Annotated in this window: 26 protein-coding genes and 2 tRNA genes; 17 read left to right on the forward strand and 11 right to left on the reverse strand. The window is 50.5% G+C overall.

Annotation, left to right across the window (positions count from 1 at the left end):
- Positions 1–38 precede the first annotated feature (38 nt).
- Positions 39–1619 (forward strand): UDP-N-acetylmuramate--L-alanine ligase, encoded by a 1581-nt coding sequence (gene murC, locus AC5JLP_RS05210; RefSeq protein ID WP_496066854.1) that lies wholly within the window; start codon positions 39–41, stop codon positions 1617–1619.
- 79 nt (positions 1620–1698) lie between these two features.
- The gene (gene murB / locus AC5JLP_RS05215; RefSeq protein ID WP_496066855.1) at positions 1699–2703 is read left to right on the forward strand and encodes a UDP-N-acetylmuramate dehydrogenase; all 1005 of its coding nucleotides are present in this window, start codon (positions 1699–1701) and stop codon (positions 2701–2703) included.
- Positions 2704–2948: 245 nt separating this feature from the next.
- On the opposite strand, the gene AC5JLP_RS05220 is transcribed toward murB, so the two are convergent.
- Both AC5JLP_RS05220 and glpX read right to left on the reverse strand, forming a co-directional pair.
- Positions 2949–4241, reverse strand: coding sequence for a glutamyl-tRNA reductase (locus AC5JLP_RS05220; RefSeq protein WP_496066856.1), 1293 nt, complete (start codon positions 4239–4241; stop codon positions 2949–2951).
- A 118-nt stretch (positions 4242–4359) separates the two neighbouring features.
- Positions 4360–5397, reverse strand: a complete 1038-nt coding sequence (glpX, locus tag AC5JLP_RS05225) for a class II fructose-bisphosphatase (RefSeq protein WP_496066857.1) — start codon at positions 5395–5397, stop codon at positions 4360–4362.
- Between the two features lie 408 nt (positions 5398–5805).
- Between glpX and AC5JLP_RS05230 the strand changes: the two genes are divergently transcribed.
- The 5 genes from AC5JLP_RS05230 to AC5JLP_RS05250 all read left to right on the forward strand — a co-directional run bounded on the left by AC5JLP_RS05230 (position 5806) and on the right by AC5JLP_RS05250 (position 8331).
- Entirely contained in the window at positions 5806–6060 is a 255-nt protein-coding gene (locus AC5JLP_RS05230) for a Calvin cycle protein CP12 (RefSeq protein WP_496066858.1), read from the forward strand.
- Positions 6061–6265: 205 nt separating this feature from the next.
- The gene (locus tag AC5JLP_RS05235) at positions 6266–6502 is read left to right on the forward strand and encodes a hypothetical protein (RefSeq protein WP_496066859.1); all 237 of its coding nucleotides are present in this window, start codon (positions 6266–6268) and stop codon (positions 6500–6502) included.
- Positions 6503–6534: 32 nt separating this feature from the next.
- Positions 6535–6849, forward strand: coding sequence for a glutaredoxin 3 (grxC, locus tag AC5JLP_RS05240; RefSeq protein WP_496066860.1), 315 nt, complete (start codon positions 6535–6537; stop codon positions 6847–6849).
- Positions 6850–6866: 17 nt separating this feature from the next.
- Positions 6867–7379, forward strand: a complete 513-nt coding sequence (gene tadA / locus AC5JLP_RS05245; protein WP_496066861.1) for a tRNA adenosine(34) deaminase TadA — start codon at positions 6867–6869, stop codon at positions 7377–7379.
- A gap of 91 nt (positions 7380–7470) precedes the next feature.
- Positions 7471–8331: a lysophospholipid acyltransferase family protein gene (locus tag AC5JLP_RS05250; protein WP_496066862.1), complete on the forward strand. Its 861-nt coding sequence runs from the start codon at positions 7471–7473 to the stop codon at positions 8329–8331.
- A 139-nt stretch (positions 8332–8470) separates the two neighbouring features.
- Here the strand turns inward: AC5JLP_RS05250 and psbQ are convergent, their stop codons facing one another.
- Both psbQ and AC5JLP_RS05260 read right to left on the reverse strand, forming a co-directional pair.
- Positions 8471–8914 carry a photosystem II protein PsbQ gene (gene psbQ / locus AC5JLP_RS05255; protein WP_496066863.1) on the reverse strand — a complete coding sequence of 148 codons (444 nt, stop codon included), beginning with the start codon at positions 8912–8914 and terminating at the stop codon, positions 8471–8473.
- 643 nt (positions 8915–9557) lie between these two features.
- Positions 9558–9630: transfer RNA gene (locus AC5JLP_RS05260), tRNA-Arg, on the reverse strand.
- A gap of 587 nt (positions 9631–10217) precedes the next feature.
- On the opposite strand from AC5JLP_RS05260, the gene AC5JLP_RS05265 reads away from it, so the two are divergent.
- The 3 genes from AC5JLP_RS05265 to AC5JLP_RS05275 all read left to right on the forward strand — a co-directional run bounded on the left by AC5JLP_RS05265 (position 10218) and on the right by AC5JLP_RS05275 (position 13485).
- On the forward strand, positions 10218–10886 hold the full coding sequence (locus tag AC5JLP_RS05265; protein ID WP_496066864.1) for an Npun_F0813 family protein: 669 nt from the start codon (positions 10218–10220) through the stop codon (positions 10884–10886).
- Positions 10887–11013: 127 nt separating this feature from the next.
- Complete coding sequence (locus tag AC5JLP_RS05270) at positions 11014–12150, forward strand: SPOR domain-containing protein (protein WP_496066865.1); 1137 nt, start codon at positions 11014–11016, stop codon at positions 12148–12150.
- A gap of 162 nt (positions 12151–12312) precedes the next feature.
- Positions 12313–13485: a helix-turn-helix domain-containing protein gene (locus AC5JLP_RS05275; protein ID WP_496066866.1), complete on the forward strand. Its 1173-nt coding sequence runs from the start codon at positions 12313–12315 to the stop codon at positions 13483–13485.
- A 96-nt stretch (positions 13486–13581) separates the two neighbouring features.
- Here AC5JLP_RS05275 and AC5JLP_RS05280 read toward each other — a convergent pair whose 3' ends face one another.
- From AC5JLP_RS05280 to lgt, 3 genes are all read right to left on the reverse strand, one after another.
- A complete protein-coding gene (locus AC5JLP_RS05280; protein WP_496066867.1) occupies positions 13582–13797 on the reverse strand; it encodes a DUF1049 domain-containing protein in 216 nt (71 codons plus the stop codon).
- Between the two features lie 257 nt (positions 13798–14054).
- On the reverse strand, positions 14055–14900 hold the full coding sequence (gene cobM, locus AC5JLP_RS05285; protein ID WP_496066868.1) for a precorrin-4 C(11)-methyltransferase: 846 nt from the start codon (positions 14898–14900) through the stop codon (positions 14055–14057).
- 149 nt (positions 14901–15049) lie between these two features.
- Positions 15050–16000: a prolipoprotein diacylglyceryl transferase gene (gene lgt / locus AC5JLP_RS05290; RefSeq protein WP_496066869.1), complete on the reverse strand. Its 951-nt coding sequence runs from the start codon at positions 15998–16000 to the stop codon at positions 15050–15052.
- Between the two features lie 255 nt (positions 16001–16255).
- Here lgt and AC5JLP_RS05295 point away from each other — a divergent pair, with 255 nt between their 5' ends.
- Positions 16256–18016 carry a hypothetical protein gene (locus AC5JLP_RS05295; RefSeq protein ID WP_496066870.1) on the forward strand — a complete coding sequence of 587 codons (1761 nt, stop codon included), beginning with the start codon at positions 16256–16258 and terminating at the stop codon, positions 18014–18016.
- Positions 18016–18714 (forward strand): GvpL/GvpF family gas vesicle protein, encoded by a 699-nt coding sequence (locus AC5JLP_RS05300; protein WP_496066871.1) that lies wholly within the window; start codon positions 18016–18018, stop codon positions 18712–18714. The genes AC5JLP_RS05295 and AC5JLP_RS05300 overlap by 1 nt, the downstream gene beginning before the upstream one ends.
- Before the next feature lie 65 nt (positions 18715–18779).
- Here the strand turns inward: AC5JLP_RS05300 and AC5JLP_RS05305 are convergent, their stop codons facing one another.
- Entirely contained in the window at positions 18780–19208 is a 429-nt protein-coding gene (locus tag AC5JLP_RS05305) for an ATP-binding protein (protein WP_496066872.1), read from the reverse strand.
- 500 nt (positions 19209–19708) lie between these two features.
- On the opposite strand from AC5JLP_RS05305, the gene AC5JLP_RS05310 reads away from it, so the two are divergent.
- A complete protein-coding gene (locus AC5JLP_RS05310; RefSeq protein WP_496066873.1) occupies positions 19709–19891 on the forward strand; it encodes a hypothetical protein in 183 nt (60 codons plus the stop codon).
- Positions 19892–19909: 18 nt separating this feature from the next.
- On the opposite strand, the gene AC5JLP_RS05315 is transcribed toward AC5JLP_RS05310, so the two are convergent.
- Both AC5JLP_RS05315 and AC5JLP_RS05320 read right to left on the reverse strand, forming a co-directional pair.
- A complete protein-coding gene (locus AC5JLP_RS05315) occupies positions 19910–20257 on the reverse strand; it encodes a DUF8631 domain-containing protein (RefSeq protein ID WP_496066874.1) in 348 nt (115 codons plus the stop codon).
- A gap of 495 nt (positions 20258–20752) precedes the next feature.
- The gene (locus tag AC5JLP_RS05320; RefSeq protein ID WP_496066875.1) at positions 20753–21520 is read right to left on the reverse strand and encodes a DUF1350 family protein; all 768 of its coding nucleotides are present in this window, start codon (positions 21518–21520) and stop codon (positions 20753–20755) included.
- Positions 21521–21696: 176 nt separating this feature from the next.
- Here AC5JLP_RS05320 and AC5JLP_RS05325 point away from each other — a divergent pair.
- Positions 21697–21769, forward strand: a tRNA-Phe gene (locus tag AC5JLP_RS05325).
- A 178-nt stretch (positions 21770–21947) separates the two neighbouring features.
- Here the strand turns inward: AC5JLP_RS05325 and AC5JLP_RS05330 are convergent.
- Positions 21948–22820 carry a helix-turn-helix domain-containing protein gene (locus AC5JLP_RS05330; protein WP_496066876.1) on the reverse strand — a complete coding sequence of 291 codons (873 nt, stop codon included), beginning with the start codon at positions 22818–22820 and terminating at the stop codon, positions 21948–21950.
- A gap of 168 nt (positions 22821–22988) precedes the next feature.
- On the opposite strand from AC5JLP_RS05330, the gene AC5JLP_RS05335 reads away from it, so the two are divergent.
- The 3 genes from AC5JLP_RS05335 to AC5JLP_RS05345 all read left to right on the forward strand — a co-directional run bounded on the left by AC5JLP_RS05335 (position 22989) and on the right by AC5JLP_RS05345 (position 24877).
- Positions 22989–23630 (forward strand): FMN-dependent NADH-azoreductase, encoded by a 642-nt coding sequence (locus AC5JLP_RS05335; RefSeq protein ID WP_496066877.1) that lies wholly within the window; start codon positions 22989–22991, stop codon positions 23628–23630.
- A 441-nt stretch (positions 23631–24071) separates the two neighbouring features.
- Positions 24072–24476 carry an MAPEG family protein gene (locus AC5JLP_RS05340; RefSeq protein WP_496066878.1) on the forward strand — a complete coding sequence of 135 codons (405 nt, stop codon included), beginning with the start codon at positions 24072–24074 and terminating at the stop codon, positions 24474–24476.
- Between the two features lie 239 nt (positions 24477–24715).
- Positions 24716–24877 carry a hypothetical protein gene (locus tag AC5JLP_RS05345; protein ID WP_496066879.1) on the forward strand — a complete coding sequence of 54 codons (162 nt, stop codon included), beginning with the start codon at positions 24716–24718 and terminating at the stop codon, positions 24875–24877.
- The last annotated feature ends 254 nt before the right edge of the window (positions 24878–25131 follow it).

Below are 25131 nucleotides of genomic sequence, written 5' to 3' on the forward strand. Positions count from 1 at the left end.
ATAGCGCGAGACATTGGTGTGGTGTGTGAGGAAGAAAAATGCTGAATTCCGTCGATTTCAGCGGTAGACCATTTCATTTCATCGGCATTGGTGGCATTGGGATGTCGGCCCTTGCTTATGTGTTAGCGAAACGTGGACTACCCGTATCTGGTTCTGATTTGCATCTCAGTCGGATTACGCAACGACTTCAAGAAGAGGGTGCTCACATATTTTGGAGCCAAGATCCCAGCAATTTAGAGTTTTTTCAAGCCAACACGCGGTTAGCACGCGAATCAGTGCCATCAGCGACGATCGGTTTCGCGTCAGCAACCGTAAGAGCAGAGCAAGCCACGCTGCCACGCTCGCTGACAACCCCACCGCTAACAACTTCATCGCTGACCAGCCTGGTGGAAGAAACGCTACCGCAAGTCATTTGCTCTACCGCCATCCATCCAGCCAATGCTGAATATTTAGCAGCACGCGATCTGGGCTGCCCCATTTTTCATCGCTCGGATGTACTTGCAGGACTCATGCAAGAGTATGAAAGCATTGCCGTTGCAGGCACTCATGGTAAAACAACGACCAGCAGCATGATTGGTTATATGTTGTTGCAAGCAGAACTTGACCCCACGATCGTAGTAGGAGGCGAAGTCAACGCTTGGGAAGGGAACGCTCGCCTCGGCCAAGGCGCTCATTTAGTCGCTGAAGCGGATGAATCGGATGGTTCTTTGGTGAAGATGGCAGCCAGCATCGGCATCGTGACGAACATTGAACTCGATCATCCTGATCACTACAGCAATCTGGATGAAGTTATTGCTATTTTCAAAACCTTTGCGAGCCATTGTCAAACGCTGATCGGTAGCATCGATTGCCAAACCGTAAGGGATCAACTTCAGCCTACCATTAGCTACAGTCTCGATCGTGCTTCTGGCGCAGATTATACGGTCGATTGTGTGACGTGCCGCGCTGATGGTACGACCGCACGCGTCTGGGAGCGCGGAGTCATTCTAGGACGTTTGAATGTCAAGCTGTTGGGGAAGCATAATCTAAGTAATGCCCTCGCAGCCGTTGCGGTTGGGCGCGCGTTGAAACTAGAGTTTGCCACGATTGCACAGGCGATCGCCACCTTTGAAGGGGCACGACGACGGTTTGAGCGACGCGGTGAGTATAATGGCATCCTGTTTGTGGATGACTATGCCCACCACCCTAGTGAGCTACGAGCAACGTTGGCAGCAGCACGTTTGCAAAGCTATGGCGCATCTCCATCCTCTAAACGGCGAGTGGTCGCTATCTTTCAGCCACATCGCTACAGCCGGACACTTACGTTTCTAGAAGATTTTGCCACGTCGTTTAGCGATGCTGATGTGGTTATTGTCAGTGACATCTACAGTGCTGGTGAAGCAAACCCAGGCAATATCAGTGGGCAACAGGTTGCTAATTTAATTGCAAACTATCATCCTCAAGTAGACTACCAACCGTCTCTTCAGGCGGTCGGTCGCCGCTTAACTCAACTGCTTGTACCTGGGGACATCGCCCTCTTTTTGGGGGCTGGGAATCTGAACCAACTGATTCCTGAAGTTATGGCGTTTCATCAAAGCATGGAGCCAGGGCAATCGCAAGCATGGTGCAACCAAGCCTAGTGTGATGCGCCAAACGACGACCTTAGTCCATCGCACCCACTCCGCGCTAACGGGTTGGGTCACACCATGATTTAATACCATGACGCTTTCGTACGATCCCCTCAAAGTGGCTCTTTCTGACACAGTGCGGCTAAGCCTTGACTCTCCTGGAAGCGGCATCCAGTCAGCAACTCAGCCAGTGCACCTGTTAGGTACAGACTGCCTTATCAAACCCTGTGTCCCTCTAGCCTCATTAACCTCCTTTCGAGTAGGAGGGCCTGCTCAATGGTATGTCGCGCCTAAGCAAGTTTCAGAGCTACAGGCAAGCTTTGACTGGGCACAGACTCACAGGTTACCAGTAACCCTACTAGGAGCGGGCTCAAATTTGCTGATTAGCGATCGCGGCTTACCGGGTCTAGTGATCAGCACACGTCGTTTACGTCAAAGCCTGTTTGACCTAGAGTCTGGACAAGTAACGGTCGGTGCGGGTGAGCCGTTACCCCGCTTGGCATGGCAAGCAGCTGAACGCGGTTTGCAGGGTATGGAATGGGCTGTGGGCATCCCTGGTACGGTGGGCGGCGCGATCGTCATGAACGCAGGTGCCCACGGTGGCTGCATGGCAGACTACCTCGTCAATGCGCATGTGTTGCTTCCAGACGGTACAACAAAAATTCTGACCCCACAAGATTTGCGCTACCGCTATCGCACTTCAGCGTTGCAGGGCAAAAACTGGTTGGTGATGCAGGCAACGTTCCAGCTAAAGTCAGGGATTGATCCGGCTGAGCTGACCAGGCTGACAAATCAGCACTATCAGCATCGCCGCAGCACGCAGCCCTATCACTTACCTAGCTGTGGCAGCGTTTTTCGTAATCCAAACGAACAGCACAAAGCAGGATGGCTCATTGAGCAGGCTGGCCTCAAAGGCTACCAGATCGGCGGTGCCCAAATAGCGGAGCGGCACGCAAACTTCATTCTTAACTGTGGCAATGCGATGGCAAGCGACATTTTTCGGTTGATCCACCACGTGCAGCAGGAGGTCGAGCAGCGATGGTCGCTACAGTTGGAGCCAGAAGTAAAAATTTTGGGCGACTTTCAAGCGGCATAGGCAGTAGAAGCCAGTGCCGATAACTCGAAGCCAGTGTGATTGCGGGACTTGGCTGAAACCCTGCATCAAGCCATCGCTTAATGCTCTTCCGACGAAAGCAAACGATCGCCGTTTTTCCAAAAAATCAGCGCTGGCCTTTCCTTAAATTTCTCACCAGCCGAAATCACAGGGGTCAGCCAGTTTATTCTAGCCTTCTGACTTTATACCTTTCCTACCTTCTGTCTCCCGCCTCCCAGTGCCCCATCTTAGCCAAACTGCTTATTCGACGTAGATTCAAGCTTAAACAGGGTTGTGAGGGTTTCCATCGCCTGCCGTCTGGCTTCAATATCTTGCTGTGCCCGCAACTGCACCATTGGGTCATGCAAGATTTTGTTCACAATGCCACGGGTGAGCGCTTCGATGACTTCCTGGTGCTTTTCGGCGAACTCGGTGCCCAGACGCGACAAGGCTTTTTCAAGTTCTTGCGCCCGGATTGTTTCCACTTTTTCACGCAAGCTGCTGATGGTCGAGACGGTTTCGAGCGATCGCAGCCAGCTATCAAAGGTATCCACCTCTTCATCCAGCAGCATCTCTGCTTCCATTGCCATTTGACGGCGGCTTTCCTGATTTTGTGCCACCACTGCCTTCAGGTCATCCACGTTAAAGGCTTGCACATGGGGCAATTCGTTTACATCTGTGTGAACGTTTCGCGGCACCGCAATATCAAACAGCAGCAACGGTTGTGCGGGATCTAACACCATTTCGAGTTTGGCGCGATCGAGCAAGGGTTCTGTGGCGGCTGTGCTGGTAAACACGATGTCGGAGTTTGCCAGTATGGTAGATAAGTCGGACAGCGGGTGTAGGCGTAATGCTGCGTCTGGAAAGAGCTTGGCTAACTCTTGGGCGCGTTCGAGCGAGCGATTCAAAATTGAAATATTGACGGCACCTTTGGACAACAAGTGTTGTACCAGCAGGCGAGACATCTTACCTGCGCCCAATATGCCCACACGACAGGCGGCTAAATTTTGGGCTTTGATTTGTGCCAATTCCACTGCCGCAGAACTAATGGAAACCGCTCCTGTGCCAATACTAGTCTCTGTACGGACGCGTTTGCCTGCGGTGAGAGCCTGTTTAAAGAGTTGATTGAGAATGCGCCCAATGCCCTGATGCTGCTGACCGAGCTTGTGGCAGTGCTTGACCTGTGCCAGGATTTGTCCTTCGCCCAGCACCAGGCTATCGAGCCCAGAGGCAACACGCATTAAATGCATGACAGCATCTTGATGCAGCAAAGTAAACAGATGAGGACGTAACTGAGGGAGAAAAAGCTTACTGTGATCGCCTAAAAACTGGGTGACTTCGCGGATACCCTGCTCGGTTTCGCTGGTGACTAGATAGATCTCTAGGCGATTACAGGTGCTGAGGACAGCCACTTCTTCCAGGTGTGGGCAAGCGCAAAGCTGCGCGATCGCACGGTCATAAAGGGTCTCTGGAATGCTCAGTTTTTCTCGAACGTCAACCGGGGCTGTTTTGTGGCTTAACCCTACAACGGCAATGTTCATCTTAATTATCTTATTAAAAGTGCGCTCTTTTGTGGTGAACCGAATTCCAGTTATTAGCTTTTGGTTGTTAGTTGTTAGCAGCAATGTGTCTAACAACTAACAACTCATTACTAACAACTTAATGCAACTGCACGACTTTTGGCTGTCCAGATAAGTGGATAGTGTCTACAAACCGGGCTGTGTTGGACTGGTTAGAAATAACCAGTGACTGGGTTCTAGCGCCGCCGCCGAAAAAGCGCACGCCTTCCATTAAATTGCCAGAGGTGATGCCACATCCTGCAAACAGGACAGTTTCACCAGAAGCAAGTTCATGGGCGTCGTAGACTTTATCGGGGTCGGTGATGTTCATGCTCTTCAGACGATCGAGGTTCGCTTCTTTACTCTCACCAATGAGACCCGTCTTCACAATCGCTGGATCATAGATAAGCTGTCCCTGGAAATGCCCACCTAAAGCGCGCATCGCCGCCGCAGAGATTACACCTTCGGGTGCTGCGCCAATCCCCATGAGCGCATGGATGTTTGTGCCTGCAAAGCCGCAGGAGATTGCGGCTCCAACGTCTCCATCGCTAATAAGAGAAACTCTTGCACCAGCATCCCGAATTTCTTTGATGAGCTCGGCATGTCGATCGCGCTTCATCACGACAACCACCAGTTCTTCGATCGACCGATCCAGGCATTCAGACAAAATTTTGAGGTTTTCAGTGGCTGATTTGTTAATGTCTACTTTGCCTTTAGCCGCAGCGGGAGCCGCCAACTTCTTCATGTAGAAGTCAGGTGCGGCAAAAAGCCCGCCTTTTTCGGAGATTGCCAGCACGGCCATTGAACCAGGCTGTCCATAGGCGACCAAGTTTGTGCCTTCGCAAGGGTCTACTGCAATGTCAATCTCGATCAACTCATCGGGATTACAAAAATCTTTTGCGTTTGGTTGTGTACAAACACCGACTTCTTCGCCGATGTAGAGCATCGGTGCGTCATCCCGCTCGCCCTCTCCGATCACAATGCGTCCCCGCATATAAATCTTGTTCATGCGTTCGCGCATGGCTTCCACTGCTACTTGGTCAGCAATGTTCTTCTCGCCTTTGCCCATCCAACGGGCAGATGCGATCGCAGCCTGCTCTACGACTTCAATAATCTCTAGACCGAGCGTGTTCTCCACGAAGTAAGTCCTCCAACTGCTTGATTTTGCGCGGTTTCATAAATGCTGTTCTCAGTCTTTAAGTCTACCAAAAGGGGGAGACGCGCTTAATAGGAATCTCGCTGCTTCAGCGTGTTAAGTTTTGCTGCGCTCATTGCTTTACACAGGCATCCGGTTTCGTTTGGCTTCACCGCACCCCATACCCTACATCGGCCCTCGGCACCAATCAAACCGTGGCTTACTCGATCAAGAGCTGCTGTAAGTCTTTTCAAAAGCGTCGTTGATCGGTTACCCGCATTCTCAAGAGCCAGGTTTCCTCATAACCAAACTGGGAAAACAGCGTTAGATTGGAACTATGCACTCACTACATACGTGCAGGTAAACGGGTTAACGCTACATCAACCCCATAAGCAGGAGATTCAAACCAATATGTCTAAGCTGTTGAATGACACGTTAGAAAACGGCACCACCTCCCTCGAAGAGCAGCTACCGTCCATGCTGGAACAAGCGCGCGCGGCATGTAGCACCAATGGAGATCTTTCCAGTGAGTGTGCTGCGGCTTGGGATGCAGTAGAAGAGGTACAGGCTGCTTCTGCTGATCGCCGTTTGCAGCAGAAGACGAGCCTCGACCGCTATTGCGACGAGCGCCCCGATGCTGTGGAATGCCGAATTTATGATGTTTAGCTAAGTGCCTGCGTTGGAGCAGTGCTGTCTTACTTGGCTGAATTAATTGCATTGGATTGGCACACTCAATAGGATACACGCTGAGGATTCTTGTACTGCTAGCGTTAAAATTAGGGTTAATTCAGTCCAGGTTGCCTTAGCTAAGAGGCATACACGCTTTTCAGCTAAGGTGCCTGGTTCAGCTTCTTTAACCGTCGATGATGCAATGCTTTGGTTGATTTCTGCCTGGATTGCTGGAACGACTGCAATCTTGGGGAGCTTGATGGTGTTAGGTAGCCTCATTCTGTTGGTTGCGCCTGCCCAGCCACGATCGCGCAATCCCCAGCAGAGCCCTCCCACAAGCCATCCCTGGCTGCAGCGCCTCAAACTGCTAGCGGTTTCGTTGGCGATTGCCCTCGCTGGACTCGGCATACTCCTCGTTGTACCCTTCCCCTCTTATTGATTAGTTGTTCACCGCGATCGTGGAGTTCTCCCATGCTTCAAGGACTCAATTCTCTACTGAACCGTCATCCCGAACGAGTAAAAGCAACCGTCGAAATCTACACCTGGCAGACTTGCCCGTTCTGCATTCGCGCCAAACTGCTGCTGTGGTGGAAAGGGGTTCATTTTACAGAATATAAAATTGATGGCGATGAAGCTGCTAGGGCGAAAATGGCTGAACGTGCAGAGGGTCGTCGATCGGTACCCCAGATTTTTATTAATCGACGGTACATTGGCGGTTGTGATGATCTCTATCAACTAGACAGGCAGCGGCAACTAGATCCCCTGCTTATAGAGCCAGCGCTATAGACTGGCAGGTCTCGGCTATGTCAGTTCCGGAAGCCTTTAACCATCCAGACTACCTGCAACATCGACAGTGGATGGAGCGGGCGATCGCGCTTGCCCAAGCCGCGGGTGATGCTGGGGATGTGCCAGTTGGGGCAGTGATTGTCAATGCGGCGGGACAGGCGATCGCCCAGGCTGAAAACCGACGCGAACGCGATCACGACCCTACTGCTCATGCTGAGATCCTCGTTTTACGAGCCGCAGGGCAGGTACTCAACTCCTGGCATCTCACCCAATGCACTCTCTATGTGACGCTAGAACCGTGTCCCATGTGTGCAGGGGCTTTAGTGTTAGCACGGTTAGGTCAATTAGTGTATGGAGCCGATGACCCCAAAGCAGGAGCCGTGCGATCGGTGCTCAACCTTCCTGACGGCGCTTGCTCTAACCATCGACTTCCAGTGCTGGGTGGCATCTTAGAGGTGACGTGCCGACAGCAATTACAGTCCTGGTTTGCTCAACGCCGCAGCCATCCGTTTCCTCTCATGCCACCCTAAAAACTGTCCCTAGAGCAGACGACGATAATTTCAGGGCACTCTACGGTAGATGTACGTGTTGTTTTCGCATCTCGTCTGCCCTGTGTACGCTATGAACTCGCTTGATTCGACTAGACCGTTTTACACCGCAGGGCAACTGCCTGCCGCCTCTGACACTCAGGTGAGTCCACTTGGCTACGAGCAGCAAGTTTGCCAAGCGAGCTCGCACTCTGATGATTGTGATATCCCTTCGCAGCCAACTGCGTCAAGCGCCTCATTTGCAGTGCGCCTGCTGAAAGGAACCGCCATTCATGGTCACCCTGTTGCCCCACCGTCAGACTCCCAATGCTCTTCCTGGTTGGCATCACTGGTTTATCCTTTGGGTCGTCATCTTGTCGTGCCTGCTTACTTCAAACGAGTTGAAGTCATTGGGCGCGAAAACTTACCTCGGACGGGGCCAGTGATTCTTGCCCCTACGCACCGCTCCCGTTGGGATGCTGTTCTTATTCCTTATGCGGCAGGACAGGATGTGACGGGTCGTCACCTACGCTTTATGGTGTCGGCAGATGAGGTGAGAGGACTACAGGGATGGTTTATCCGCCATTTAGGTGGGTTTCCGATCGACACAAGCCGTCCGGCGATCGCAAGTTTGAGGCATGGCGTAGAACTACTGCAAAACCGGGAATCGCTTGTGATCTTTCCTGAGGGCAATATTTTTCGTGAAACCCAGGTGCAGCGGCTGAAACCAGGTTTGGCACGACTCGCGTTACAGGCAGAAGCCAGCCAGCCAAAGCTTGGTATTCAAGTAGTGCCCATTCGGCTGTACTACAGCAAGCCGCTTGCGCCGTGGCGTTGTCGAGTCAAAATTTTCATTGGACAACCGCTATACGTGGCTGCTTACGACTTGAAAGCACCGAAGCAGAGCGCTCAATTACTCACTGCCGATCTTAAGCAGGCACTTGAAGCTCTGTAAACGGCCATGAAACGCTGGCGACAGAGCAAGAGACGTTGCACACGATTTTTGGAGACACCAAACCCTATTGGCTGAGGAGGAGCCTTACCGTTGCCAAGACATCTAATCTTGCTGGCTCCCTCCTCACAGATAAGGTTCTTTAAGCGCCAGGAACAAGTTCTAGAAAAGCATCCAGACTTTTGACCGCTTTACCAAAATTGCGAATGGCGGCTTTGTAATCCTTCTTTTCGGCAGCCGCGTCGATCGCGACGAAACCTTTAAAGGTTTCATTTGCTTGTTCACGGGCTTTTGCCTGCTCAGTTGGTACCAAGCTGCGCGAGATGTAAGCCATTTTGGTGCGTAGCTCTCCCAGGGGACCGTGAATGAAGTTGCGCGCAAATGTCCAGTTTTCGTCTTGGATCAGCTTAGCAAGCTCAGGCAGGCGATCGCGAAGTTCTGAAACCTCAGCGGCATACGTCTGAATTTCTTCTACCTGTGCGGGGGTATAGGACAGCGTTTTTGCCTCTGCAATGCCACCAAAGCTCACTAGCATCACAGCGATCATCGTCAATATGAACGCAACAGCAGCCCGATATCTAACCATGATTAATCCCGATTCAACAAAGTCAATAAGCCTACGAACGAGAAGTTTATCTGGTTTGTGAACGAATGTATAGCTGGGTTTGCATAAAATTTGCATTACTGTCCTCATAATTGCACGAACTATCGCACTTAGCTCAAGCGAAACTATGTGCCAGACTGGCTTTGCGGGAAACAGAATCTCAAGAACAAAAGCCAAACAAACAGGACAGGTAAGCTAAATTGAGCAGAAAGAATAACGTTGTCTAGCTTCTGCTGACAGCAGTCTCATGCAGAGGTATGACGCCCCATGTTATGGGACAAAGAATACGGGTGCCGCTGCCTCGTGAAGATCCAGGCCCACCCTCAGTCGGTGGCGTGTACGCGTAAAGAGCAAGGACAGGAATTGAGACCGCCAGTAGTAACGGAACCAGAAGCATTAAACTCTTCATCGCAGCTCAACTTTTGCTCTAAATCCAACGGACCGTTTTCGCTATCTAGCGTGCTTATTCGATCGTCGGCTCTCTACTCCTAACTGGCATCTGCTATTAGTGAGAGGTTTTCTCCGCTGAGTCGCTGAGTTCAGTGTCATCGTCATAGCCAGAACTAAGCCTGACCCGCTTCTACTGCGTTCAGCCTTTACTCAATCTGACAATGACGTAAACCAGCGGATCCTACAGGATTTGAACCTGTGGCCGACCGCTTAGAAGGCGGTTGCTCTATCCACTGAGCTAAGGATCCAAGGATAAGTGCTGTTATAGCATTAGCATAAACCAAGAAGTCCTTGCGCTTGCTCAGAAGTTTGAGTGCTCGATTGGAGACGAAGCCCTCAAAGGAAGTCTCTGTCTACAGCCCGCAAGCACACGTGAGAAACAACTGTCCTAAGACGTTGACGATAAACCATGCTCAACCTTGGGTTTCTGCGCTACTCTGAACTCTAGCTGTACGATGCTTTTATGTAACGTTTGGTAGGACTAAACCTTACGCCAGGCTATCCATTTATAAATAATAGATAACGCACTACAAGCAGTATGTCTTTAACTTCAGGAGTTTAACCATAAACACCCCAGGGCAATTAGCCCTCAGCTAGAAGCAGAAAACAGCCCCTCCCAAAACTTGAGGCGAGGTCACGTGAGGGAATGTCAATTAGTGACTCAAAATGGGGAATTGCTTAAGGTATGTTTGCTTTAACATCACTTTAGAATCTATAGCTGACAATCGTTAAAGTAGTTGACAGTTATTGAGCTACCTCCTTTAACCACTGGCGAGATCGTGCTCTATCATCCCGCCCAAACGCCCAGTCCCGACAGGAGTTAATTGGCAGCGTCATGTTTATTCTGAAAAGGCAGGATGTTGAGATCACTAGTGTTCAGCACCCAAAACGGGATCAGCAAATCCCCATTCTTACGTATCAGGGACAAACTTTCCGTTTGCTGAGTGTTTTTAATGCAAGCCAAGAGGAAGATGCGAAGACATTCTGGCGCGATCTCACTGACAACCAGGGCAAAGCTTGTGTGCTGCTGGAAGAGCCTGAGCGCTACAGTGTTTGGGGCAAAATTCGCTTAGAGCAACTGGCGGCAGATGCAGACGGTGGGGGCGATACGGCAGCTACGCCGGTTTACATCAAAGCATCCCTGCTGATGCTACAAGCTGTATACATCGATATTGAAGATTTGCTGGGTAATCGGCAGGCGGGTCTTTTTCAGAAAGATATTGCAGAAGTGTTTAAGCAATGGCGCTTTCCACAAGCGGAGTCGCCAGAGGCGATTAAGTATTTGCTCACGGTTGATCCCCTGGATGCGCCGCAAATTCCTCCCTGGCAGGAGCATCACCTCAATACGCTCCTGCAAGAACTCCATCGCTTAGGGAAAGCCTATTTTGGGAATACTACCTTTGCAGAACGGGCGATCGACACCTTACAAGACCTGTCAGGCAACGATCGCACGGTCTTTCAAGCCTGGCTCAACCAATCTCCCTTAGGTAAGCTGTGGCGTTAGCTAAGAAATGTTCACGCTTTGTAGCCATCGCCGCCCCTTTCGATTACGATGCGAGTCTTGCCGCAAGCGTGCCTGTTGAGCCGCTCCCCTTCTACATCACCCTTCTTGAAGTTTGGTAGGCAGTCCCTTGGACAAATCATCTAGTTCTCCTAAAGCGTTGTTATCAGTCCAGACGATCGTCCTTTCTGAGATTGTCTGGGCCGTCTTAGCGCTGCTGTTTTTCCTGCTTTTCAGTGCGACGCTGCCAGGGCAAGAGCATCCGCTTTGGTATTCTCTTGGCACGACAGTTTTTGAAGAAATTGCCTATTTTACCGCCGCCTGGCTGTGCTTTAGAAACTGGCGTAGTCCACAGATTGTAAGCGGTCGCAACGTCTGGCTCTGCATTGGGTTGGGGATGCTGTTTTATTTCCTGGGCAATCTGTTTTTCTTCTACTGGGAAACGGTTTTAGGACAAGAGGCTGATGTGTCTCCAGGCGACTTCTTTTACATCCTGACCTACATCTTTCTTATTGTTGGCATTCTGCTTGCCGTCGCATCCCGGCGGTTGAATCTAGAGCTTTGGCAGTGGGGCGTGGTTGCAGTTATTGCGGCGCTGAGCATTGTCATTTCATGGTTTGTAGCCTCGCCAGTCGCCGATAGCACACCTCAATCTTTCTTGATCCAACCTGTTGCAGCGCAAACAGCACCAGCGACGAAACCAGTCACAAAACCAACGGCAAAGCCAACTGCTGTCAAAGCTAGCCCCAAAGCGGCTTCTGTTGCAAAGCCAAAGCCAACGCAACCATCTGCCTCGCCTGCACCACCCATCGTCGCGCCTGTCCCCGCTGCTGATAGAAAGGCACCAGAAATGGCTCCTGGAAGTTCAACGTCCTCCGTCTCTGTTGGTGAGACAAAAGCGCCGCCGCCAGAGTGGGCTTTATCGCTAGAGGAAACGTTAAAACCCCTCAAGCCCTACGTCAATGGCTTTTACGTTGTCTGCGATGTGCTGCTGTTAATTATTGCCACTACGTTGCTGCTCGCTTTTTGGGGGGGGCGCTTCGCTCAATCCTGGCGCATGATTGCCGCCGCCGCCTTCTCACTCTACGTGGCTGACATTTGGTTCAAATACGCGACGACGCATTTAGCTAATTATCAAAGCGGCGGCTTTTTGGAAGTCTTTTGGGTGTTTAGTGGTGTGTTGTTTGGTATTGGGGCCGCGCTAGAGCATGATTTATCCAGTCGCACACGCAGCCGTACAGGTGGGCGTAGACGGGCCTCGTCTTGATTCGACACGCAGCGTGCAAGACATCTTAAGCAGCGGTTTTACTGTGAATTTCGCCGTTGAAGTAGGCTACCTGGTTCTCGGCCTGATTGGGCGATCGCCTCCAGATGCCAACACTTCAGCATAGAATGAAGCAAACGGCCTGTTCTCTTTGCAGCCTAAAGCATGACCTCTCGAAAACTGTCCGAGTCTGACAAGCAGGAAATTTTACAACTCTATCGGCAACCAGGTGAGACAACCTCTACGCTGGCAAGCCGCTATGGTGTGAGCAATAGTACAATCAGCCGTATTCTCAAACAGAGTTTCTCTGAAGCAGAATACGACATTCTGATTCAGCAGAAGCGGGGAAACCGCACCTCAACCGAGGCCACCTCATCTCTGACTTCAGACTCTGAAGCATTTGCTCCTGAGACTTCAAAGACGCTGAACGAACCAGCACCTCAGACTATATCGACACTGCATGAAGCTCTGGGGCCGGAAGTAATGGAAGTTGCTCCTAGTCCGGTCAATCTGAAAGAACCCTTTGATGCTAAGACGGTTGTCGTCGAAGCGCCTACCGAACCGCTGCCCCATCAACCGCAAGTGGAAACTTCAAGTGAGCCATTGTCTGTTACAGCCAATGGACGACGACTACGAAAGCGCTCTTCTGCTCCCCCTGAAGCGTCTCCGTCAACCACATTTATTGCGCCGCCGATCGTTAAGTCAAAGTCGCTCGACTCAGTAGAACAATTACCGATAGAGCCGCTTGGGGATGAGGCCTCACCTTCTGATGCGGCAGGTGAAGCCTACCTTGATCCAACCTATGACGATCGGGATGCAGTGTTTGCTACCCCGTCCAAAACCGCTGAAGCCATTACTGGAGAAGACTTGCTGCCAGAAGCAGAGTTGGCTAGCGATCTAGAGAACGATGAAGAAGATGATCTAGATGACGACGGGCTTGATGATGATGATTTAGATGAGGATGACCTGGACGATGATCTGGAAGACGAGGCACTGTTAGTAGGAAGCCGCATTGCCGGGAAAGCCCTGGTACAGGTATTGCCCTTAGCAGAAGCCGCCCTACCACGAACCTGCTATCTGGTTGTCGATCGCTCAGCGGAGCTGATTGCCAGACCGTTAAAGGAATTTGGCGATTTGGGTCAAATTCCCGAAGCCGAAATTTTAGAAAAAACGCTGCCCATTTTTGACAATCATCGAGTCGCTAAACGCTACTCAAATCCTCGCACGCAGCGGGTGATTAAGCTGCCTGATGCGCAAGTGCTACAAAAAACCTCTTCGCATCTGCAAGCAAAGGGTATCACCCGCTTGCTGATTGATGGGCAAGTCTACGCACTTTAAAGGGTTCGGTAAGCGGCAGGGCTGCTAATTCTCAGCTTTGTTTTTCAGACGGCTGGCTTCAACTTAAAACTCATCACCTAAAACTCGAAATTTTTCTTAATCATCGTCGTCTCGCTGGAAGCTGGAAAGCCCAAGCAACGGTTGAACGACCGCGGTGCCCAAAACGCCGATGCCAACGCTAAAGGCCAGCACTAAGCCAACAGGAATGTTAATTGACTGAAAGCCCAAAAAGCGTAGCGAAACAGGGCTAAAGTTTTGGATCGCCAGAATCGCAATCGCGCTAATCCAGCCAGCCAGAAGAAGAGAGGTCAATAGGATCGCAAGCGCTTTCATAGGCAGAAGTTACAGGTATCGCAACAAAATCTGTATCGCGGTGGTTTCTCTATTCTTACAGCTTTACTCAGCGCAAACTGCGCCCTGCCGATGTAGACAAAAAACCCGCCAGATAATCCGGCGGGTTTATACCTATGAGTGCTTCATAAGGATGACAACACAGCGAATCGCCACCAATCCGGAAACGCACACCACGATCGTCTCGATCGTGTTTACCCCATCAGCTCGTTCAGTACTTATGAGCTTGACGGGCGAAAAAGATGCGGATGACTGGGGTTGTAAAGACGCGATCGTGAGGGCGATCGACGGCTAGAGACTTCTAAATGAATGCCGGTCTCTGGTACCGTTGCAGTAGCCAATGCTGGGCTAACGATATAAAGTGTTGTCCGCGTCAGCTTTTCTTGCTGAGTCGTCTTAGCCATGTCGGACAACGGCACTAACCAGATTTTTTCATCCTGCCAGCTCAAGCGAAAGCAGATGGCGACTGGCGTGTCGGCTGGATAGTGCTGCATTAGCTTTGCCTGTGCCGTCTCAACATGCTTTGCACTCAGGTAAAGACACAAGCTCGCTTGATGAACTGCTAGCGTAGTGAGTTCCTCGGTTGAGGGCACCTCTGTACGCCCACTTATGCGAGTCAGGATAATAGTTTGCACAACCCCTGGTAGCGTTAACTCAACACGAAGTTTTGCCGCTGCCGCTTGAAAAGCACTAATACCAGGCACAACTTCAAAGGGAATGCCAGCCTCCAATAGTGCCTGCATTTGCTCTTGCGCAGCACTGTAAAGACTGGGATCACCTGAATGTAACCGAACGACACTACATCCTGCCTGCACGCGTGCCACCATGAGCTGCACAATTTCTTCCAAGGTTTTTGCAGCCGTTGGTATCAGTTCTGCAGCAGAGCGTACACCGTACAAAAGCGCCTCAGGCACGAGAGAATCGGCAAATAAGACAACATCTGCCTGTGCGAGGAGGTGCTGAGCTTTGACAGTCAGCAAATCGGGGGCACCAGGGCCAGCACCCACAATGTAGACCGCAGGGAGTAAAGGGACAGCAGGCGGCTGAGGCAGTTGGTTAGTCACAAAAGGGAAGCATTAGATGGCGTGTATTTCATTTTCTCCGGACGGGTCGCCGTAGCGCAGAAGAATAGAGTGGTAGATGCACCCTGATTTCGCCCTGGAGCCTTTGGTTCTGGGGTGTTTTTTTTGGCAAAATCTGGTGCAAAACGTGTTTAGGGCATTCGATTTGGCTGATGCGATGCTTTGGCGGCAGTTTGCTTCTGAGGTGAGGCTACGTCTGGTAGAGCGCGATCGAGACCATACAGCCAAGCCAAACCAAACAGCCCGATCGCAATCTGGGTCAAGCTAACGACCTGGGCAATGCGTAATGGGCCTAGCATCAAGCTATCGGTACGCAGCCCCTCAATCCAAACGCGGCCACAGCTATAGGCGACGAGATAGACCAAAAAGAGAGTACCAACCTTCAGTCGAGAGGGTGCTTTCAAGCCCCAAAAAAAGAGCGCAATCAAAAGACTGAACACCGTAAGATTCCAGACCGACTCGTACAGAAACGTGGGATGAAAGTATTCAAACCCCTCATAGCCAGCCGGACGGCGCTCCAAAGGAATGTAGAGCTTCCAGGGCAAATCAGTCGGACGACCAAACGCTTCCGAATTAAAGAAATTGCCCCAGCGCCCGATCGCCTGCCCCAAAATCAGCGATGGTGCTACTAAATCTGCTAATTGCCAGAAGGAAATATGGCGCAGACGGGCAAACAGCAAGCTGGCGACTAACCCACCCAAGATGGCACCGTGAATCGCGATCCCACCTTTCCAAATGGCAATAATCTGATCGGGATGCTGGGCATACTCTTGCCACTGAAACGCAACATAATAAAGCCGCGCGCTCGGAATGGCCGCAATGACGAGCCAAAGTGCCAAATCGCTAAGCAGATCTGGGTTGACGTCACGGCGACTAGCTAACCATTGGGCAAGCGTCACGCCAATCAGCACAGCCGATGCGATTAAAAACCCATACCAACGGATGGAGAACGGCCCCCATTCCAACAGCATTGGGCCTGGAGACGTAAAGACGGCGATCGGTAAAGCAACGAGAGACATGACACAAAAGGGGAGAAACGGTACGTGCGATTCGGGCTGGTCGTTAAGCGCGTTAGCGTTCATGGCGAGGCATGACCATACACTCAAAATTGTAAGTTGCGCAGAGCGTTCTGACCGAGACTTGACCAGCAACCGCATGAAATATCGACTGCTAAACGTGGCTACAGCTAAGAATGAAGGGACTAGCGCTACGCGTTCACCTTCAAACTTGCTCAGATTTACAAATCTCCACTAAGAATAGGCTGCTGTTCTTGCAGATAGGCTCCGGAATGGGCATTCTTACCATAATCGCCTTTGAACAGCCCATGATGGTCACTTATGCCCAACCCGTCTCTCCTCATCACATCTGACAAGTCTTCTGCCAGTCCAACGCAAGCAGAACCTCCACTATTTGATTGGACTACGGTGCATCAGACCGTGCTTAAGTTTGTGAATCCGCTGTCGTGTGGGCAACCGATCGCGGCAGCAGTAAATTCCGAGACTCTACTGGCAGCTATGCAGCGGCTGATAGCGATCATCAACCTGGCGCGATTGTCCCCGTTGGCCGCTCCAGAAGGTTCACTTAGCGAAGCCCACAAGCTTGAAACTTTACTTCCCTACGTAAGCGAAGAAGCCTACGACGTGCTGGATGCCTTGCATGCAGAGCGTCAGGCGGTAGTCAACAGCCCGCAGCCAGCCATTAGCCATTCACCTCAAGTCAGTCCGTTTGACCTCATTTCCCCGCTGCCTAGCCCTTTCACCACAATCGAGAGCCTGATTCCCTCTTTACTTTGGCGTCTTGCTCGCAGTTCTTACAGCGCCATGCACCTCATTGAAGGCATTCGCGCAAAGCGCTGGCTACCGGAGCAAGGCTGGGTGTGTGGCATGCTGCGATTAGTGGTCATGCTAGAAGTAGAAGCGCCCACCATCCGCTGGTGTTTTGATTTAGCCACTGGCTACCCGCCTGAGTTGATGTTAGAACCAACCGCGATCGTTCAATCAGATGAGTCGGCATTACCCATCCGCTGCACAACGATCGAAGCCAGTGACGCTTCCCCTTGTCAGGTAAAGCATCAACTGCAAGCTGTTTTGCGCCAACTGCAAACCAGTGTGTCTGGGCTCGATACATTTCTTCAAGGAGTCGCGATCGAGCTACTACAGCCTGGAATAGACTGGCAAGCGGGCGACCTCCGACTTCGCTTGGGTTTTGCCTTTAGCACACAGATCGCTCAAACTGATGGCAGCGAAGAGAGCGCCAGACATCCTGAATTGATTGAACCTGAATTGATTGAAGCAGAGCTCATGGAAGAAACAGTTGGGCTGGCTCAAAATAGCGCCTCCCAATGGCCCACAGCGGCAAAGCCTGCGATCGCGGGCTTACTGTCCAAAACCCATGTATCCGTCGTTAATCCAGTTGATCGCCTGCTCAGCCCTACCACCTTGGTGCGGCTGACCGAAACCGAGGCTCTAGAGCGTTATGCCCAAGAAACCGCTCAGCAGCAGTGTGAACAGACCCTGGCTCAACTGCGCCATCAGCAGATAACGTGCGGCGAAAAGGAAGCGCACCTGGCGCTCATTGTCCAAGCCGCAATTGACAGTTGTGAGCAGCAGCTCAACACGTCTGGTCTTGAGCTGCTGCACCCCATGCTGCTAATGGATGAGCTCGTCCCAAACCTGCTGTGGTCAATCACCAGCAGCACACACGATATAATGCGACTCGTAGGAGGTATATCTGCCCAAGTATTACAACCCCATGCACACTGGCAACGGGGTACGCTCCGATTGCTTGCAGCATTGCACTTAAAGGCAACCGATGTAGACTATCAGCTCGACTTATCAACTGGGCGATCGATTGAGTCAGACGTAGTTTCGCTAAGCAGCAGCACAGTTGTTCAAATTAACACGGCAGTCGGCTCACAGCCAACACCAATCACAGCAGTCATCGATCATCTACAGCAGCAACTTGATGAAACCATGTTTGCCTATCGGCTGCTAAAAGACGGTGTTTCGATTACGTGGCTTGAAGACATTGAGCAAGACTGGCAAACTGGCACCATGAAGCTAAGTATAAGCCTTGCGTTTGTTGCGGACGCCCTTTGATGTATACCTACGCTTTTTGTAAAACACCCCCTGCACCTTTAAACTTGCCACACGGCATTGTTGCTTTGGTGCAATCGATCGAGACTGGGCAGCTCTCTGCGTTGGTTGAGCCAGCCATCTCCTTAGACGCCCTCAAACAGGACGACACTCTTCTCATGCAAGCTGTCCTTGGGCACGATCGCGTCATTCGTGACTTGTTTGTGCAAACAACCATCCTACCCTTGCGCTTTGGTACAAGCTTTAACTCGCTGGAAGGCTTAAAAGCACATTTGTACACCCAGCAGCAGACCTATCTCAACAAGCTGGCCCAATTAGAAGGAAAGGCCGAATACACGCTCAAACTCATACCTCAAACGTTACCAGAGCTAGCCATTGGCTCAGCAATCAAGGGTAAAGATTATTTCCTTGCCAAGAAGCAACAGTTTCAAGCCCAGCTCTTGCACCAACAACAGCAGCAAGCAGCGTTCAAGCAAATTGAGCAGACCATCACTCAAACATATCGCCACTGTCGCTTGAGCGAAGACCAAACAGGAAACAAGACCCTTCACCTGCTACTCGCATACGATCGAGAGCAGCAACTTCGCCAAACAATCCAAACCTTGCAGGCGCAGCACCCCGAATGGCAAATTGCTTTAGGAGGCGCGTTACCGCCCTACCACTTTGTTGACAACACCAGTGAGAGCGACTCAAACCAGTAAAGGCTAAACGCAGACGCATCTCGCATGGAATAAAGTCAAGCGGCCGATAAGATTGCTTAACCGACCTAAGTCAATAAAGGCAACCGATAAGGACTTCTGACGCACTTACAGAGGCGCAGTTCAGTTCCTTGATGATTCCACTGAACCTGATCGAAAATTTGGTGAAGGATATACATACCGCGCCCGCACTCCTGCTCGTCACAAGGCAGCGCCTCTTCAGGTGTGTTGAAACCAGCACCCTGGTCTGAGATAACCCACCAATGCTGATTGGCAACAACCGAAAACCGCACAAGAACCGTCTTGCTGGGATCCAAGGCGTTGCCGTGCTTAGCAGCATTCACTAACGCTTCTTGCAACCCTAGCCGGATCTCTGCCTTCCAACGATTTGGGATTTCCGCCAACAACAAATCCAAAACTGGAATGAGGTACAGCGTAGAGGCAAAGCTAACCGTATTCCAGTGGCGCTTGACAGGACGAGATGAAACAGCAATCACTCAGAAAACCCCATAGCTTCCAGATGGATGAATGCAACCTATGGATGGAGATAATGGCAAAGTACCATCAAGCATTGTAAGCGCTTGTATCAACCCCTATAGGAGTGCCTAGTAAGCGTACTAAATGCGACCAGTAATCCTAATAAAGCTTTAGAAACGTTTCTCGGGTTGCTCTTAAATTAAAATCAGCAAAAACAAAAAGTTTTAACAAAGCTGAGAACTTAGTGCGGAATCCCCCAATCGGATGAATCCTAACTATATACATAGTACCAAAGTGCCGCCCAAAATGCATCCTTAAGGTCAACTTTCCCTAGAGCGCGTCATCAATCAAGCTTAGACACCTTGAGTATCAGCCCTACCGCGCCCGTCCTCACAAGGCTAGGGGCTGGAACCCTTACTGCAAGTCATGTGTATGCGTAATTGATGACAGCCCCTAGAGCGTGTCATTAATTAGTTGAGCTAGAGGGAAAACACCATTAACGCACCTGACTAGCACCACCATGACGACTCGACGTGACGCTTTGAGCGATGATCAATGGGCACGCATTCAAGACCGCCTACCGGGACAAGAGGGCTATGTGGGTGTCACGGCCCAAGACAATCGCTTACAAAAGAGATTTGTCAGTCAAGCAGGAGGGAGGAGCCTCAACAGGAGAAATTGCACTTCCAGGCACATGCTGTAGCCTACCTGGACTACTTTTCTACGATCGCTCCTTCAGTAGTGCATAAATGCGCTGCAGTTCGGCTAGGATCTCCTGTAGAAGCTCCTGTGTAGGTGTGGGGGGAGCTTCACGCACTTCAACTGTGACATGCTTGATCTTCAGCACGTCTCTGGCAAAGCGAGCCACTTCGTTGGGATGAAACCGCAAGATATCATCCTTGTGTAGGCGTAATTCAGGGTTTAAAAGGGCTGGATCGTAGGGCGGATTCAACGCATTTGCATCCGTATTGGCATAGCGATAGATGGAAGCTCTAGAACGATTGAGCGTTTTTTGTACCGCTTCAATGTCCATTAACCCATTCCACTCAACGTCAGATTCAGTCTCCATAGGTAGCCACAGCGATCGCTCTAAACCCAGTGAATCTTATCATGAGATTCAAGTCTTGAGATTCAAGATTGATGGCGATTCCTGCATCACACTCTATTGCCAACGACTAATGGTTGCTTACAGTAATAGCTGCTTCGTTTGCATTCCCCAAACCCTATACCCTGTACTCTAAAACCGATCCCCGTCCTGATGAGACTGAAGATCCACCGACCTCACAGAGCATTAGCCGTTAAAAGTGCCCCTAGCGTCGCCAGACACAAAAAACCAATGCTACACAGGGGGCTGGTCTGTAAAAACTCGACCATTACTAAACACATGAGTGCGGTGAGTAAACATACGACCCCTAGTTGAACCAAAGGCTTGAAAAATGCCATCCCGAAGACCCAATGAGCTACGTCGCAGTCAGACTATGCTACATCTTTGCAGAACTGTATCTAAGGTACTTCTTCTGCTGGAGCGGCAAGCGTCGTCAAAAACTGGGTGGTGGTACAGACGCTAGCTGAAAGACGCTAATGGATCGAGCCACCGCAAGACAGTACGTTCTAGCTGATGGAGTTCTCGATAAACACCTTGACGAACCCATTGCCCGATCGCGTCAAAAGGTGTGAAAACGTCGCCCATTTGCCAGCTAACGTCCGGGCCAAGTGGGGTCAAATGGTTGCCAGACAGGGTTTGAGTCGCAATCATGCCTGGAAAACGGGTTTGCAACACATTAGCTAACTTAGCAGACTGGTCGATCGTGTCGTTCGTAAAGTTCACCAGCAAATTTCGGCGTACCTGGTAGCGCTGAGCAACCAGTTGATTCGTCTCCAGTGGTGATGGTGTGAACTCGACTGCAAAGATAGGCGAAAATTGTTCGACCAGAGGCACGGCGTTCCGAGCCGAAAAATTGTTGAAGGCAATCAAAATATTGCCCGATCGCTCCACAGAAAATAAGCTGCCAATGAGCAAATGCAGCTTGCAGCCCATACTGTGACCTACGCCATAAATTGGCAAATAGCGTTTATGCAACACCCTGGCGTAGAGCGTCTCTAAAGCCTGCTCAAACTCTTTGAGGACGCTTTTGGCGATCGCGGTGTGGTCAAACGTATTGACAAAGGGGGTGGCAACAATTACATACCCTTGCGTAGCTAATTGCTCTAAAAACCTGCGGTAGGTGACGTGAGGTGCGGTTGCCACAAAGGCACCACCCAAAAAGTGGACGATCGCAGTGGGGCGTGGCGGTACCAAAACCCAATTACCAGAAATTTCCTGCCAATCCATGCGTTATGAAGATGAGAGAATCGCAGTCGAATGAGACTACCTAGCTTCATTTTGCCGCACGAAACTGGCTTCCTGCTCTGAATCCAAAGCCTATCTCGCTGCGCGATCAACTCTTTCTCAAAATTAGCTTGCAATTGGTTACATGGGTTTGCTAAGTTGTTAAAGCGCTACACCCCGCCGGGATAGCTCAGTTGGTAGAGCAGAGGACTGAAAATCCTCGTGTCCGGGGTTCAAGTCCCCGTCCTGGCATCGCTTTCAGACGAGTTACTTCCTAGAAAGAGATAAAGTTGACCTTAAAAGTTAGATACTACGCAGTGCGGCTTGCATAGTGTTTGTAGATGATGTCTAGACTGTTGCTCACTAGAAATTGTGATCTTTAGAGAGCAGCATCGATCGCATGTTCCTAAGCTTTAACGATCCATAATCGTTAGTTAGCTCTGTAAGCTGTTGGCGTAATGCCAGTCAATTGCCGAAACTGTTTGCTCAAATGGCTATGGCTATTGAATCCACATAAAAAAGCAATCTCTACAATGGTGCGATCGGTTTGCTTCAATAGTTGCTTGGCTCGTTCTACCCGCTGTTGTAGCAGGTATTGATAGGGAGGTAGACCGATCGATTGCTTGAATAAATGGCTGAAATGGAACTGGCTCATCCCCACTAACGCCGCTAAATCCGCGAGCTTAATGTCCTGATCCAGATGCTCATGCAGATATTCCAGGACGTACAGCAGTTGACGCTCAGGTAAGCCACCCTCATAAACAGATAGGTGTGGTTTCGCCACAGCATATTGCCTGAGTAAATGCACTGCCAGCACATTCGTTAACGACTCGACGTAGAGCCTACTGCCGACATTTTTTTGCTGAAGTTCGGACAACAGCAGCAGCCCGATCGCCTCAATTTGAGGATCACGCGTCCGAAACGTGGGCAATAGCTCTAGCTGATCGGGCTGCTTGTCCAGCGTTTCGCGGGCGATCGTTTGCATAAACTTGGATGCAAGGCGGATCTGCAAGTAGTGATCATCGCCGTCCCAGCGGGCAAAAAACGGTGTTTCAGCAGGCGTTACGGAAATGTCGCCCTTGCTATACAGGCTTGTGTGCGTCTTGCCACCTTGAATGAAGAGAAAGCGCACCGGGCGCGATGCCAGCGACAGACAAATCGTGTGTTCCTCTTTGAAACGAGTTTTTCCCTCCCCCGATGAGTGCTGAAATTGTTCCACCAAAATGTTTTCCCACCCCTTGTTTCGGCTAGACAGCACAGGTAGACAGGGACATTCAAGCGCAGGAGGAGCGATCGACTTCATGAGATCAGTCCAAGGAATTTTATTCTGATTGTATGCCTTTGGCTTCTCATTGAGAGTTTGCCAGCAAGCGCTGAATCGATCGCAAGATTGTGATAGCCCCACAAGAATGAGATAGCTGAGCTGAAACCGTTTGCCTAAGCTGAACAGGTAAGTGAATCAGGAGAAGCTATGGCACACCTACTACAAATCGATGCGAGTCCGCGTGGTGAACGCTCCCATTCTCGCCGCATGACTAGAGAATTTGCTGACCGATGGACACAGGCACATCCTACAAACACGATTACGTATCGAGATATTGGTCGCCATCCCGTACCCCATGTCGATGAAGCCTGGATTGCAGCGGCCTATGCAACTTCTCATCCAGAGGCAACCCAGCTTGAGGCTATTCGCATTAGCGATCGACTCATAGACGAGTTTCTGGCGGCAGATGTTTATGTGCTTGGAGTGCCGATGTATAACTTCAGCATACCCAGTACGCTCAAGGCGTATATTGACCAGATTGTGCGGCCTGGGAGAACGTTTGGGTTTGTGCCAGAGCAGGTTGAGAACCGCTATCAGCCGCTCGTACTTGGTAAGAAAATGGTAATCATGACAGCGCGAGGGGATTCTGGCTTTGGGCCAGGAGGACGTAACGAGAAGATGAATCATCAAGACCCGTATCTAAGCACTATTTTTGGATTTGTTGGCATTACCGACATTACCTTTATCGCAGTTGAAAGTGACGAGTTTGGAGGTGCTAGTTTGGCAGACTCGATCGCATCAGCTCGGACTAAAATGACTCAATTGATCGAGCTACCCCTGATTGGCTGACAAATCTTTCCATGATTTCGGCTCTACCCTGCACTCAAAGTGCGGACTAATAACAGGAAGTCATTTGTAGGCGTTGCCTTCCCGAAGGATAGAGGACTGCAAGCGCCTTGCAACTCGTTTTAACGGGTTTCGCACCGTTAGTCCGGCTTTTAAACACGGGCGGACGAGCAACAAAGCCAGCAGCCTTTCAAGACTTTTGTCTGTCAATCAACGAACTACCCTCAGTCAATGAAGATCGGCTTATCTAGCTACATGAATAGCTTATTCAGGATACTCGCCGGGAAATAACATCTTACGGCGAGTCCATCCAGCCACCTATCCCTTCAACGTGGGATTTTATTTGTTTGAGGTACCTTATGACAAATTGTGGAAGTGGTTGACGCTTCTAGCAGTAGCTCATCGTTGATTCTTTAACCGTTACTGAAGTCGAGGAACTTAATCATGCCTACGATCGAGATGACCATACCACTTTGGGGCCTAGCCGTTTTTATTGTATGGACGATCGCCGTCGTTGTCCTTCTGCTAGCCGTTAGAATTCGACACCTATCGGCTGGCGGTTCTCCCAAAGATTTCGGCATGCAAAACGACGAAAGCTTGCTTTGGCGATTATTCCGAGTGCAGTCCAACTTAGTAGAAAACCTTCCTCTGTATTTGGGGGTTGTCTTTCTTCTGACCATTCGCGGTGTCTCTGGAACTGTCATCGACTCAATTGTTGTTGTGTACATAGCCTTTCGGCTACTCCATTCACTGATTCACATCGCTGGCCTAAATCCACTGTTTCGGCTCTTGAGCTTAGTGATTCAGCTTGCCTGTTTAGTCGCTTTGACGGCTCTAGCAATCTTCTAACAGGTGAGACCATTCTGCGTGATAAATTGTTTGCTGCTAAGCATCGGTTCAAGACTGCCTTACCCAAACCAACGCTCAACGGATTCAGTTTGTTAGGATCACGCTTGCACGCTGTGATTGAACTGCGATCGCGCCTTTTGTGAGCCAGTAACCAGATAGCCCTTGACATTCTGGACTAGTACACTTAACCTATTAGGTAATTAACCGCACGGTTAAGTAAAGGATGGTCTGCCGATCAGATGTCTCTTGATCACCTGAGTGCCACCCTTGCGGCGCTTGCCGATCTCACTCGACGTGCGTTTCTGGCCCAGTCATACAGGACGAGGCTTTCGTCGCTGGAGTTGGCAAAGCCCTTTGATACCGATTTAAAGAATGACGGCTACAGATCAATCGGTGGGTAGGGGCAAGGCAATGCCTTGCCCCTACAGGATGTGTCGCATTTTCAATTCAAATTGGTATGAGATGAGCCTTTCAGCCATTTCTAACAACTTAGGGGGTAGAGCATCCTCATTCATCACACGCGAGCGAGAGGCTCGATGGCGACCCTGTCAAATCAATGCAGAACATTCAAGAAAGTGGCAGATTGGCTCCAGCAACATCGCTAATACTGGGAAGATCGCCTCGATAGCTAGATGATTACCTGCAAGTTTCACAA

Source organism: Stenomitos rutilans (assembly GCF_059505485.1).

Bases quoted from the DNA above. Each gene is read 5' to 3' on its own strand.
- murC (WP_496066854.1), top strand. From the start codon at position 39: ATGCTGAATTCCGTCGATTTCAGCGGTAGACCATTTCATTTCATCGGC.
- murB (WP_496066855.1), top strand. From the start codon at position 1,699: ATGACGCTTTCGTACGATCCCCTCAAAGTGGCTCTTTCTGACACAGTG.
- AC5JLP_RS05220 (WP_496066856.1), bottom strand. From the start codon at position 4,241: ATGAACATTGCCGTTGTAGGGTTAAGCCACAAAACAGCCCCGGTTGAC.
- AC5JLP_RS05230 (WP_496066858.1), top strand. From the start codon at position 5,806: ATGTCTAAGCTGTTGAATGACACGTTAGAAAACGGCACCACCTCCCTC.
- AC5JLP_RS05235 (WP_496066859.1), top strand. From the start codon at position 6,266: ATGCTTTGGTTGATTTCTGCCTGGATTGCTGGAACGACTGCAATCTTG.
- grxC (WP_496066860.1), top strand. From the start codon at position 6,535: ATGCTTCAAGGACTCAATTCTCTACTGAACCGTCATCCCGAACGAGTA.
- tadA (WP_496066861.1), top strand. From the start codon at position 6,867: ATGTCAGTTCCGGAAGCCTTTAACCATCCAGACTACCTGCAACATCGA.
- AC5JLP_RS05250 (WP_496066862.1), top strand. From the start codon at position 7,471: ATGAACTCGCTTGATTCGACTAGACCGTTTTACACCGCAGGGCAACTG.
- psbQ (WP_496066863.1), bottom strand. From the start codon at position 8,914: ATGGTTAGATATCGGGCTGCTGTTGCGTTCATATTGACGATGATCGCT.
- AC5JLP_RS05265 (WP_496066864.1), top strand. From the start codon at position 10,218: ATGTTTATTCTGAAAAGGCAGGATGTTGAGATCACTAGTGTTCAGCAC.
- AC5JLP_RS05275 (WP_496066866.1), top strand. From the start codon at position 12,313: ATGACCTCTCGAAAACTGTCCGAGTCTGACAAGCAGGAAATTTTACAA.
- lgt (WP_496066869.1), bottom strand. From the start codon at position 16,000: ATGAACGCTAACGCGCTTAACGACCAGCCCGAATCGCACGTACCGTTT.
- AC5JLP_RS05295 (WP_496066870.1), top strand. From the start codon at position 16,256: ATGCCCAACCCGTCTCTCCTCATCACATCTGACAAGTCTTCTGCCAGT.
- AC5JLP_RS05300 (WP_496066871.1), top strand. From the start codon at position 18,016: ATGTATACCTACGCTTTTTGTAAAACACCCCCTGCACCTTTAAACTTG.
- AC5JLP_RS05310 (WP_496066873.1), top strand. From the start codon at position 19,709: ATGACGACTCGACGTGACGCTTTGAGCGATGATCAATGGGCACGCATT.
- AC5JLP_RS05315 (WP_496066874.1), bottom strand. From the start codon at position 20,257: ATGGAGACTGAATCTGACGTTGAGTGGAATGGGTTAATGGACATTGAA.
- AC5JLP_RS05320 (WP_496066875.1), bottom strand. From the start codon at position 21,520: ATGGATTGGCAGGAAATTTCTGGTAATTGGGTTTTGGTACCGCCACGC.
- AC5JLP_RS05330 (WP_496066876.1), bottom strand. From the start codon at position 22,820: ATGAAGTCGATCGCTCCTCCTGCGCTTGAATGTCCCTGTCTACCTGTG.
- AC5JLP_RS05335 (WP_496066877.1), top strand. From the start codon at position 22,989: ATGGCACACCTACTACAAATCGATGCGAGTCCGCGTGGTGAACGCTCC.
- AC5JLP_RS05340 (WP_496066878.1), top strand. From the start codon at position 24,072: ATGCCTACGATCGAGATGACCATACCACTTTGGGGCCTAGCCGTTTTT.
- AC5JLP_RS05345 (WP_496066879.1), top strand. From the start codon at position 24,716: ATGTCTCTTGATCACCTGAGTGCCACCCTTGCGGCGCTTGCCGATCTC.